General features: G+C 41.7%; 13 protein-coding genes. 12 read left to right on the top strand and 1 reads right to left on the bottom strand.

Features of this window, described 5'->3' with window-relative positions; translation table 11 throughout:
* Positions 1-69 precede the first annotated feature (69 nt).
* From V7K49_RS28910 to xseB, 6 genes are all read left to right on the top strand, one after another.
* Entirely contained in the window at positions 70-600 is a 531-nt protein-coding gene (locus V7K49_RS28910) for a DUF262 domain-containing protein (RefSeq protein WP_335208688.1), read from the top strand.
* A 324-nt stretch (positions 601-924) separates the two neighbouring features.
* Positions 925-1,623 (top strand): HNH endonuclease signature motif containing protein, encoded by a 699-nt coding sequence (locus V7K49_RS28905; protein ID WP_335208687.1) that lies wholly within the window; start codon positions 925-927, stop codon positions 1,621-1,623.
* Positions 1,624-1,888: 265 nt separating this feature from the next.
* Positions 1,889-2,158, top strand: coding sequence for a type II toxin-antitoxin system Phd/YefM family antitoxin (locus V7K49_RS28900; RefSeq protein ID WP_335208686.1), 270 nt, complete (start codon positions 1,889-1,891; stop codon positions 2,156-2,158).
* A complete protein-coding gene (locus V7K49_RS28895) occupies positions 2,145-2,426 on the top strand; it encodes a type II toxin-antitoxin system RelE family toxin (RefSeq protein WP_292805626.1) in 282 nt (93 codons plus the stop codon). The genes V7K49_RS28900 and V7K49_RS28895 overlap by 14 nt, the downstream gene beginning before the upstream one ends.
* 60 nt (positions 2,427-2,486) lie before the next feature.
* Positions 2,487-3,719: an exodeoxyribonuclease VII large subunit gene (gene xseA, locus V7K49_RS28890; protein ID WP_335208685.1), complete on the top strand. Its 1,233-nt coding sequence runs from the start codon at positions 2,487-2,489 to the stop codon at positions 3,717-3,719.
* A 35-nt stretch (positions 3,720-3,754) separates the two neighbouring features.
* Positions 3,755-3,982: an exodeoxyribonuclease VII small subunit gene (xseB, locus tag V7K49_RS28885; RefSeq protein WP_334873835.1), complete on the top strand. Its 228-nt coding sequence runs from the start codon at positions 3,755-3,757 to the stop codon at positions 3,980-3,982.
* 127 nt (positions 3,983-4,109) lie between these two features.
* Here the strand turns inward: xseB and V7K49_RS28880 are convergent, their stop codons facing one another.
* Positions 4,110-4,241, bottom strand: a complete 132-nt coding sequence (locus tag V7K49_RS28880) for a hypothetical protein (RefSeq protein ID WP_335208684.1) — start codon at positions 4,239-4,241, stop codon at positions 4,110-4,112.
* Positions 4,242-4,306: 65 nt separating this feature from the next.
* Between V7K49_RS28880 and V7K49_RS28875 the strand changes: the two genes are divergently transcribed.
* From V7K49_RS28875 to bioF, 6 genes are all read left to right on the top strand, one after another.
* Entirely contained in the window at positions 4,307-7,237 is a 2,931-nt protein-coding gene (locus V7K49_RS28875; protein ID WP_335208683.1) for a leucine-rich repeat protein, read from the top strand.
* Positions 7,234-7,569: a DUF6883 domain-containing protein gene (locus V7K49_RS28870; RefSeq protein ID WP_335208682.1), complete on the top strand. Its 336-nt coding sequence runs from the start codon at positions 7,234-7,236 to the stop codon at positions 7,567-7,569. The genes V7K49_RS28875 and V7K49_RS28870 overlap by 4 nt, the downstream gene beginning before the upstream one ends.
* Positions 7,570-7,574: 5 nt before the next feature.
* Complete coding sequence (locus V7K49_RS28865) at positions 7,575-8,240, top strand: DUF4926 domain-containing protein (RefSeq protein ID WP_335208681.1); 666 nt, start codon at positions 7,575-7,577, stop codon at positions 8,238-8,240.
* Positions 8,241-8,992: 752 nt separating this feature from the next.
* Entirely contained in the window at positions 8,993-9,751 is a 759-nt protein-coding gene (locus V7K49_RS28860) for a sucrose-phosphate phosphatase (protein ID WP_335208680.1), read from the top strand.
* A complete protein-coding gene (ruvA, locus tag V7K49_RS28855) occupies positions 9,751-10,383 on the top strand; it encodes a Holliday junction branch migration protein RuvA (protein ID WP_334722020.1) in 633 nt (210 codons plus the stop codon). Before V7K49_RS28860 ends, ruvA begins: the two co-directional genes overlap by 1 nt.
* Before the next feature lie 111 nt (positions 10,384-10,494).
* The gene (gene bioF / locus V7K49_RS28850) at positions 10,495-11,661 is read left to right on the top strand and encodes an 8-amino-7-oxononanoate synthase (protein WP_334873522.1); all 1,167 of its coding nucleotides are present in this window, start codon (positions 10,495-10,497) and stop codon (positions 11,659-11,661) included.
* Positions 11,662-11,877 lie beyond the last annotated feature (216 nt).

Below are 11,877 nucleotides of genomic sequence, written 5' to 3'. Positions count from 1 at the left end.
CTGCTCTGATGAGCTTGACTTCTACTTACCAGCTAAAGATTATACAGTATTAATAGAGGGGAAAACATCATGGCTAAAATTAATCTAGATGCTCTGATTCCACGAGAAGATTTTGATGTGGAAGAAAATATTAATCTAGGTAAGAAAAAAGAAACAATTTCTATTGAAGACCTTAAAATCGACTCATTCTTCTTTTCAAACATCAAAAAACCTGATTTTCAAAGAGAAACTAACGAATGGGACAAAAATAGAATTTGTGAATTTGTCAAGAGTTTTATTGAGGGCGATTTAATACCAGCAATTATTTTATGGCGAAGTACAGGTGGCTACTTGTTTGTAATTGATGGTAGCCATAGATTGAGTGCTTTATCTGCTTGGGTAAACGATGATTATAGTGATGGTAAAATTTCAAAACTTTTTTATGATGGGGTAATTTCTGATGAACAACTAGAAGTTGCTCAAGAAACACGAAAGTTAGTAAACAAAACAGTCGGCTCCTATGATGATTTTAGGTTAGCTTCCACACACCCTGATAAAGTTAAACCCGAAGTTGTCAAATATGCTAAAAATCTAGCAGCCTTGGCAATCCAGCTTCAATAGGTTGAAGGTGATGCAACTAAAGCAGAAACTTCATTCTTCAAAATTAATCAACAAGCTGCACCAATTGATAAAACTGAGCTAAAACTCCTTGAATCTAGGAAAAAGCCTAACAGTATTGCAGCGCGTGCAATTATCAGAAGCGGTAAAGGGCATAAATATTGGTCATCTTTTTCAGATGAAACACAATATCAAATACAAGAAATAGCTAAAGAGATTAATGAGATACTTTTTGCGCCTAAGTTAAAGACTCCTATAAAAACTCTAGACATACCAGTTGGAGGAAAACTATATTCATCGCAAACATTACCACTAATTTTAGATTTTGTGAATGTTGTTAACAATCTAGATTTTAATAACAAGGGAATTAACAATGACTTAACTGGGGAAGCAACAATACAGATTTTAAAAAATACCAGGAAGCTTGTATATAGATTAAACAGTAATCATTGTTCATCTTTGGGGTTACATCCAGTTATATACTTTTACTCAAAAGATGGACGACATAGAACAGTATCCTTACTCGCTGTAGTTGATTTTGTAATAGAACTTGATAAAAGAAAAAAAATAGATGACTTTATTCAAGTACGAGAACACTTTGAGGAATGCCTCATAAAATATGATTATTTAATTCAGCAAATTTATTTAAAATATAAGTCTGTTCACAAAAGCTACAAAGATGTATCAAAAATATTTCAAAAAATTGTAACTAATTTACAAACAGAAAAAATAATTGGCAATGTTATAAATGAGATTATCTCTAGCAATGATTTTCAATATTTGACTATTCGTACAATAAATAAAGAAATTCCTTCATCTACACAAGACTTTAATACGAATAAAAAAAATGAGATTTATATAAAGGATGCATTAAAAAATGCACCAAAGTGTAAAATCTGCAATGGTCTTATCCATAGAAACTCAATTTCGATTGATCATATCCAGCGTAAAGAAGATGGCGGATTAGCGAGTGTAGATAACGGACAGATAACGCATCCATACTGTAATACAGGATATAAAAATTAAGTGATGAAAACATTTCTACTTAATCAAAATTCAAACGCTCTGCTCATCTAACAGCTATATCTCAAACTCATTAGGGCATCGATAACAGGAGTAGCAGTCATAAACTGATCGTAACAAAATAGTAAGTTATGTTCATTGCTGAATTATTCTCTACATAACTATTCTATTTACATAAACGAGCAGCAAGTTCTGTTAAGCCAGAATTGAGATGAGAAGAGTTATCTGCTAAAATATAGTCAAAATGTCTAAAATAGTCAAAATTGCTATGCAGACCTACACTCTTACAGATGCTCGTAACAAACACGGTGAGGTTTTTGATAAAGCTGCTATTGAGCCAGTGCTACTAACTAAGCAATCACGGCCTAGCCATGTGATTATTTCAGCCGAGAGCTACGAAAAATTAATTAATCGGCTGGAAGAATTAGAGGATATGGTTTTCGGTCAAGCAGCTGAAGTTGCTCTGAGTCAGTCTAAAATGATTGGTACAAAGGCTTTTACATCTGCATTAGAGCATTTAGCTAATGGCGAAGCTTGATGGTTTAGCAACTGTTCTTGATTTTCTGAACGGTTTGCAGCCTAAAATAGCAGCACAGATTGCAAAAAAGGTTTTGGCTTTGAATGTTGAGCCTTTACCCGCTGATAGTGAGCAGCTATCTGGTTATCAGGGTTTATATCGAGTTGATAGTGGTGAATATCGAATTGTTTACAGGTATTTTCCTGATCAAGATTTAGTAGAAGTGATTTTAGTCGGTAAGCGCAATGATGATGATGTCTACAAAAGATTAAAGCGTTTACTAGCATAAACTTCTGTTTTCATTAAAATGCTAAAATCGCTCCAGCACAAATGCTTTCAGGCATCTTTGATGACTCTCGACCTTCCCGACTCTCTGATTCTCGATACAGCGCTTTCAGTATCTGGATTAACTGACTATATCCGCTTGCTGTTAGAGCAAGATGAACAATTACGGCAAGTTTGGGTAACTGGAGAAGTTTCCAGTGCTAACCATCATCGCAGTGGTTTATTTTTCACGCTGCAAGATACCGATCGCACCGCCGGAATTAAGTGTGTGGTATGGAATAGCGAATTGCCAAAACTCGCCCAGATACCCGTTCCCGGTGAGCAGATAATTATTTTGGGCAGTATTCGCCTGTATCCGCAACGGGGAGAGTATCAGTTATCAGTTTGGCAGACTCTACCTGCTGGTGTTGGTTTACAGGCGCTGCGCTATCAACAACTAAAAAATCGCTTGCTGGCTGAGGGGTTGTTCGACGCGCAAAGAAAGCGATCGCTCCCAATCCACCCCCAAACGATCGCTGTCGTCACTTCACCCACTGCTGCTGCTTGGGGTGATATTCAAAAAACTCTCAAGCAAAGGTATCCAGGTTTACAGGTTTTATTTTCTCCGGCTACAGTACAGGGTGAACAAGCGCCGGAATCTATCGTCAAAGCAATTGATCGGGTGGAAAATGATGGTCGTGCCGAAGTGCTAATTTTATCGCGGGGTGGTGGGGCGGTTGAGGAATTGGCTTGCTTTAATGATGAACGAGTGGTGCGATCACTGGCTAGTTGTTCGATTCCTGTAATTACTGGTATCGGTCATCAACGCGATGAATCTTTAGCAGATTTAGTTGCAGATGCTTGTGTGCATACACCCACTGCGGCGGCGGAAAGAGTTGTGCCAGCACTTTCAGAGTTGTATACTGAACATCGGCAGCGAGTTGTGGCTTTAGATGAAGCGGTGCATGACTTTGGGGAAACTGCTGAAAATAAACTGCAAGTATTACAAAATCGTTTGCGACGTTTGCGGTTAGATCGACAAGTGCAGCAGGAGGTAGAAAAGCTAGCTTGGAAGCGTCAGCAATTGGTGCAAATCACGACGGGGCGATCGCAGCAAGCAACGCAGCATTTAGAATTATTGCGGCAAAAGTTGGCAACTCTTGACCCGAAAGCGGTGTTGCAGCGTGGTTATGCTGTGGTGAGGCGGGAAGATGGGGCGATCGCTCGTTCTGCAACTGAGTTGGCTGTGGGAGATGATTTGTTGATTCAGTTGGGGCAAGGTGGGGTTAAAGTGAAGGTTATGGAAATGAAGGATTAACGAACCACAGAGGCGTAGAGGACACAGAGAGGTTGATGGTTAAACGTAAGAGTGCTTCTAATTCTGAGGAAGGTTGGAATTATGAGGCAAAAGTTATTGAAATAGAGGGAATTATCGCTGGCATTGAGGCGGGTGAGTTGGAATTGGAAGAGGTTTTTGACCAATTTGCTAAGGCTGTAGAGTATTTGCGTCAGTGCGAAAGTTTTTTGCAGCAGCGACAGCAGCAAGTAGATTTATTAATTGAAACTTTGAGTGATGAGTAGAAATATTCAAATTTGTTAGATAGCGTGATTGCCCCCTGGTGTACTGTCAGGGATGCGATCGCTCGTTTTGTAAGCAATGCCAAAAATTGATCGTAGGTATCATAACAGAGATAGCTAGAAACCAGATTTAGATATATGCGTAGGCGTAGCCTAAATCCGCAATATCCCAAACAGCAAACTGACAAGTTAGCACTCGCGCGATCGCTTTTCCTATCATCTCAAGGCGCGTTGGTGTAGCCAACAAGTGATAATTTAGCATTTTTCGCTAATCAGTTAAGATAATCTTCATCAATCTTCTTTCCTTTTACCCTTCTCCTTGGAATTATGACGCAGGATGAGTTGTTGGTACTGATAGATCGCGCCGTGGCTGAGGGTTGGCAAGAGTTAGACTTGTCGGGGCAGGAGTTGACTGAGTTACCTGTAGAAATTGGTAAGTTGAAGCAGCTTGAGTCTTTGATTTTGGGAAAGAAGGTTAAAGGTTATGAACCAGTAAGAAACCGCCTTCTCGAAAAGGTTTCAGGCAACAATTTAAAAACGCTTCCACTCGAACTATTGGGTTTGCCTAATTTGCGTAAGTTGGATATTAGTGGCAATCCTTTAGAGAGTATTCCCGATGTGGTAACGCAAATACTACATTTAGAGGAACTTATCTTAATTCGAGTAGAGCTAACTGAAATACCTGATGCGATCGCTAAATTAACCAATCTGACGCAGCTTATCCTCAATGGCAATAAAATAACCCATATTCCAGAGGCGATCGCTAAATTAACCAATCTGACGCAGCTTATCCTCTATGACAACCAAATAACCCAGATTCCAGTGGCGATCGCTAAATTAACCAATCTGACGCAGCTTATCCTCTATGACAACCAAATAACCCATATTCCAGAGGCGATCGCTAATTTAACCAATCTGACGCAGCTTATCCTCTATGACAACCAAATAACCCAGATTCCAGAGGCGATCGCTAATTTAACCAATCTGACGCAGCTTATCCTCTATGACAACCAAATAACCCAGATTCCAGAGGCGATCACTAATTTAACCAATCTGACGCAGCTTGACCTCAGTGGTAACAAAATAACCGAGATTCCAGAGGCAATTGCTAATTTAATCAATCTGACGCAGCTTTACCTCAGTGACAACCAAATAACCCAGATTCCAGAGGCAATTGCTAATTTAACCAATCTGACGCAGCTTGACCTCTATAACAACCAAATTACTGAGATTCCAGAGGCAATTGCTAATTTAACCAATCTGAGGGAGCTTGTCCTCTTTAACAACAAAATTACCGAAATTCCAGAAGCGATCGCTAATTTAACCAATCTGACCGACCTTCACCTCAGTTTCAACAAAATTACTGAGATTCCAGAGGTGATCGCTAAATTAACCAATCTGAGGGAGCTTTACCTTAGTTTCAACAAAATTACCGAGATTCCAGAGGCGATCGCTAAATTAACCAATCTGAGGGAGCTTCACCTCAGATCCAACCAAATAACACAGATTCCAGAGGCGATCAAAAGTTTACCGAAATTGGAAATACTAGATTTACGGACAAATCCGCTTCCTATTTCACCAGAGATTTTAGGATCTTCTGATGATGTTGGTTCAGTTAAAGACATTTTCAATTACTTGCAATTACTCCGAAGCGGTGAAGTGAGTCCACTCAACGAAGCCAAACTGTTGCTCATCGGACAAGGTAGCGTCGGCAAAACATCCCTTATCGAGCGACTAATCCGCGATAAATATGATAAAAATCAACCCCAAACCGACGGACTCAATGTAGAAACTTGGAACGTGCAGGTCAATAGCAAAGACATCCGCCTGAATGTTTGGGACTTTGGCGGACAGGAAATTTATCATGCCACCCATCAGTTTTTTCTGACTAAGCGCAGCCTCTATCTCCTCGTTTGTAATTGTCGCACCAGCGAAGAAGAAAACCGCATCGAATATTGGCTGAAACTAATCGAAAGCTTCGGCGGACGTTCCCCCGTGATTATCGTTGGCAACAAAAAAGACGAACAACCCTTCGACATCAACCGCAAGGCGTTACGCGAAAAATATCCTAACATCCAAGCGATTATCGAAACTTCCTGCCAAGAGAATATCGGTATTGATGAACTTCGCACCGCTATTTTGCAGGAAGTTGGCAACCTCAAAGAAGTCTACGACCTTCTACCCCTCTCATGGTTCAAGGTTAAACAACAACTCGAATCCATGCCCCAAGATTTCATCAGCTACCGGAGCTATATTGGCATCTGCTACGAAAACAAGATTCCCGAAGAACAAAACCAAGAGCAACTCATCGACTTGCTGCATCGACTCGGCTTAGTTCTCAACTTCCGCGATCATCCCATCCTCAAAGATACCAACGTCCTCAAACCCAACTGGGTGACAGAAGGTATTTACGCGCTCCTGAGCGATGAAAACCTCAAAACTAAAACCAAAGGCATCTTCACCTTTGCCGATCTTACCCGCATCCTCAATCCAGAGCGTTATCCCACCGATCGTCACAAATATCTGAGCGATCTGATGGAAGAATTTGAGCTTTGCTTTAAATTAGATTGTAAACCACCACAATTCCTGATTGCGGGACTTTTGCCTAAAGACCAACCAGACGAAACAGAACTCCACGACGAAACCCTGGAATTTCAATACCATTACAAAGTTCTCCCCGAAAGCATCATCTCCCGCTTTATCGTCATCAGCCACGAAAAAATTCATAACCAAATCTATTGGCGCAGTGGCGTAATGCTGCAATATCAAGAAAACAACGAAATCTACAACATCGCTCGGATCAAAGCCGATCCCGAAGACAAAAAAATCTTCATCACCATTAGCAGACGTAAAGAAACCCGCCGCTTATTTCTCGGCATTCTCCGCGATGTCTTCCAAAAAATTCACAAAAGTCTTCCTAATCTCGAAATCACCGAATGGGTTCCCGTCCCCAACTATCCCAACCACCCGCCCCTTGACTACCAAGAACTTCTCGGACTTGAATCAATGGGTGAAAGCACAATCACCATCGGCAAACTAAAATTAAAACTCGATTTGCGTCAACTTTTAGATGGCTATGAAGACATTGGAATACGTCAAAGAAAGTTAAAAGGCGATCAAGTTATTGATATAGAAACAGACGACTCACCTCTTACAGTTAATGTCAATGTTAGCGATCGCCGTTCTAAAACCATTAACCAACATGGAGAAGGCGATAACTTTGCTGGCGATGAGGTCGAAGGCAATAAAATTGGATGAAGTTACCCAACTTTGAATTAGCCTTTATCGATCGCAACAAACTGCGGAACTATAGCCTTAACTCCCAACATGATCGCGGAAAGCATAAGGCCAGACTGTTTGCCGCTATCCTAGATTTAGGTAGCGATGATGCAGAAATTCTGCAACTGCTAATCGAAGATGCGATTCAAAATTATCAAGCAATTCCCAGCCTGTTAGATGAATATGGTCAACGCTATATCGTCGATTTCCCCATCACCCGCAACCAAAACACTGCTAACATTCGCACAACTTGGATCGTCCGCCCCACCGATGATTTTCCCCGTCTCGTTAGTTGCTATATTTTGAGATAATGCCCATGCTTGCGACCCCAAACAAATTCAATTTATTAGATATTGTTGCTCTTAAAACTCCCTTATCCGAACATAACCTCCTTGCAGGTCAAGTGGGAACCATTGTCGAAATTCTCGCCCCCGAAGTATACGAAGTAGAATTTAGCGATGATGACGGTCAAACCTATGCTATGCAAGCCTTACCAGCCCATCAACTCCTTAAACTCCATTACAAACCCCTAAAAACTATGTCTAACACCATCAATCAATTCGGCAAAGGCGATAACGTTGCAGGTGATAAAATCCAAAATGACTTCAAAGGCGCAAACATCGGCAACTTTGCCAACGAAGTCAAAGACAACGCCAGTCAGCAAGCCTCTAACTTCACCCAAACAAGCGGCGCAAACATCAGCGAAATTCTGCAACTGATCGGCAACCTGCGCCAAACTGTAGCCCAATTCCCGCCAGAAACCCGCGACGACATCATCATTGATATTGATGATGTAGAAGCAGAAATTCAAAAGCCAGAAAAAGAACGCAATTTACCCAAACTCAAAAAGCGTCTACTAGCTTTACTAGCTGCTGCTACTTTAGTCGCTGCTCCGATCGCAGGTATGACAGACTTTGCAAACAATGTTATGGAAATAGGGAACAAATTAAATATCCAACTAAAGCTTCCCTCTGCTAAATAGACTTTTCTAACTCCAGGGGCGATCGCAAATTCAAGCTTTACAGCTATTAAAGAACAAATAAGCGATCGCTATTCATCAATAACTTTTAGAGGATGTTTGAAAAGTCATGATTGATGTATCAGATATTTTTTACCCCACCCTAACCCTCCCCTTATAAAGGGGAGGGAACCGGATTTTCTTATTTCCCCCCTTTATAAGGGGGGTAATAATTCGATTAAAATCACAACATACCACTTTTCAAACAACCTCTAAGGCGATCGCATAGCTTGAAATGATGCCTGCCTTTGATTTGATGAGAATTGAACTAGCGATCGCCGAAATAACAAATGGGTTCGCTGAAATAACAAATGGGTTCCCCGAAATAACAAATGGGTTCTCCGAAATAACAAATGGGTTCGCCGAAATAACAAATGGGTTCGCCGAAATAACAAATGGGTTCTCCGAAATAACAAATGGGTTCTCCGAAATAACAAATGGGTTCTCCGAAATAACAAATGCTCTTTCATTTATAAGCAATGCTTAAGTCATTGCAACAATCGTTGTAATGAAATTATAGTAGGCACAAAAAATTCAGTTCTATCCAAATAAAAGCCCATCCTAAACGCTTACAGGGTGAGCTTTTTTGTGTTTCACTAGACGCATTACAGCGCCAGGAGTGAGCAGATCAATTGATCGGAGGTTGTGGGGCGTTGCTAGATAAGTGCAAAAAGGACATAAACTTTTTGATGGTAAAGCTGGCAAAAGAGGTGGTTATGGCTAAATTTCTTTTTGTGACTGACTTGGATGACACCCTCGTATATCGCACTGTGGGCGATGACAGCGCCTTACCAGAACTAAATCAACTGCTGAATCAACATCGCCAAGAATACGGCACGAAAATTGTTTATGCTACTGGGCGATCGCCTGTACTTTACAAAGAACTTCAAGCTCAAAAAAATCTTTTGCAACCGGATGCTCTTGTTCTTTCTGTAGGTACTGAGATTTACTTTGATGGTACTGATACTCCAGACTCAGGTTGGTCAGAAATCCTCTCTCCGGGATGGAAACGGGAAACAGTATTATCTATTACTAGAAAATATCCTGAGTTAGTTTTGCAACCAGATTCAGAACAGCGTCCCTTCAAAGTGAGTTTTTTCTTACAACAAGAGGCATCTGCAAGTGTGATACCACAACTTGAGGCGGAGTTGCAGAAATATAAATTAAATGTAAAGTTAATCTACAGTAGCGGAATAGACCTTGACATTGTACCCCATAGCAGCGATAAAGGTCAGGCAATGCAGTTTTTACGCCAGAAGTGGAAATTTGCAGCAGAACAAACAGTTGTCTGTGGTGATTCAGGTAATGATATTGCTTTATTTGCTGTAGGCAACGAACGGGGAATCATTGTGGGGAATGCCCGAAAAGAGTTACTCCAATGGCACGATGAGTATCCCGCTGATCATCACTACCTGGCAAAAGGTTTTTGTGCAGGTGGAATTATCGAAGGATTAAAATATTTTGGTCTCTTGTAATGATTAGTTATCTAAAAGGTATAGTCGCTGGTATCCAAACAATTGGCGCTAATCGCGTGATCCTGACTCTGGAAGTGAATGGCTTGGGGTATGATTTGCAAGTTCCCCAACGGCTAGCAAACCAGTTACCAGAGTCGGGAGGAGTGACACAAATTTTTACGCATTTCCAAATTCGTGAAGAAGTGCCGTTACTATATGGCTTTGCTTCGCCATCCGAACGCGATTTATTTCGCCACTTGCTGACTGTCACCGGTATTGGTGCAGCCTTAGCGATCGCACTCTTGGACACTCTGGAACTACCAGATTTAGTCCAAGCAATTATCGCTGGCAATACACAAATCTTAATTCAGGCTCCCGGTGTCGGTAAAAAAATCGCCGAACGCATCTGTTTGGAACTGAAAAGCAAGTTAGTCGAATGGCGCAAATCAGCCGGGTTCTTCGTCGCCACAGGTGGGCCAGCACCCGGAATTCTCGAAGAGGTGCAAATGACCCTCTTCGCCTTGGGATATACTGCCCATGAGGTCAGTAACGCCTTGCATGTGGTGAGTGAAGATATCGGACTACCCAAAGACGCCTATGTCGAAGATTGGATTAAACAAGCGATCGCTCATCTCAGCAGCGAACAAGTTTAATAGTCATTTGTCCTTTGTCCTTTGTTATTCTTCCCCTGCCTCCCCTGGTTACTGAGCTTGTCCTGAGCGTAGCCGAAGGGCGCAGTCGAAGTATGCCTCTCTACTCCCCCTATGCCCACTGACCCTTATACCTGGCTAGAACATTCCTTAACAACAATTCATCGCGCAGACTGGTATCGTTCAGTACAAACAATCCACGGTCGTCCGGGTGCAACGGTGGTTTTAGCTGGTCAAGAGGTAATTAATTTTGCCAGTAATGACTATTTGGGGCTGACTGGGGATGAGCGGTTGATGGCAGCCGCAACTGCTGCGATCGCAGAATTTGGAACTGGTAGTACTGGTTCTAGATTACTCAGTGGGCATCGACAATTACACAGGGAATTAGAGGAGGCGATCGCATCTACCAAACAAACAGAGGATGCCTTGGTATTTAGTTCCGGGTATCTAGCCAATTTGGGTACAATTACCGCCCTCGTTGGCAAGCGTGATTTAATTTTATCTGACCAGTACAATCATTCCAGTCTGAAAAATGGGGCGATTCTCAGCGGTGCAGCAGTTGTGGAATATCCGCACTGTGATCTTGCAGTACTAAAAATCCAGTTGAATTTGCAGCGACAAAACTATCGACGCTGTTTGATTCTTACTGATACTGTCTTCAGCATGGATGGCGATTTATGCCCGTTGCCAGCACTGTTGGATCTCGCTGATGAGTTTAGCTGTATGCTGCTAGTTGATGAAGCTCATGCCACTGGGGTACTAGGAAAAACTGGCGCTGGGTGTGTGGAACATTTTGGATGTACAGGAAAGCAGTTAATTCAAGTTGGCACTTTGAGTAAAGCTTTGGGTAGTTTAGGCGGGTATGTAGCAGCAAGTAGCGCCCTAATTGACTTCTTGCGAAACCGCGCACCCACTTGGATTTACACCACTGGGCTTTCACCTGCTGATACAGCTGCGGCCTTAGGAGCAATCAAGATAGTGCAACAAGAACCGCAACGCCGTGCCCAATTGTGGCAAAATGTACATTACTTGAAAAATTTGCTGCAACAACAGTTACCTAATCTAAAATTACTGCCTTCGGAATCACCTATATTATGTTTTCAATTGCCCAGTGCGACTGATGCTCTCAAAGCTGGAAAACAGCTAAGAGATGCTGGCATTTTTGCTCCAGCAATTCGTCCTCCCACGGTGCCCACAAGTCGGATCAGAATATCTTTAATGGCAACTCATGAAGCAGCACATATTGACAAATTGGTAGCAGTGCTGAAGGATATCTCTTGACTCGTGAGCTTCTAAGTAAGTAGAGTAAAAATAAACCAAACTATATTACGCAATGTAAAATTAATTAAATCGGAACCTAGAAAGCGACTCCAGCCCTATTCTAAGGGCTGGAGTCGCTGACTACAAACCTTTAATTATTCACGCCCACTTACTTATAGTAATCCTAAACAGGATCTCTGACTTATTTGAGAAGTCAGGGATTCTGTGGCTTTGAAT

It is taken from the genome of Nostoc sp. (assembly GCF_036919675.1).
In the GTDB taxonomy this organism is placed as follows: domain Bacteria; phylum Cyanobacteriota; class Cyanobacteriia; order Cyanobacteriales; family Nostocaceae; genus Nostoc.
This window is presented reverse-complemented; position numbering and strand designations above follow the sequence as displayed.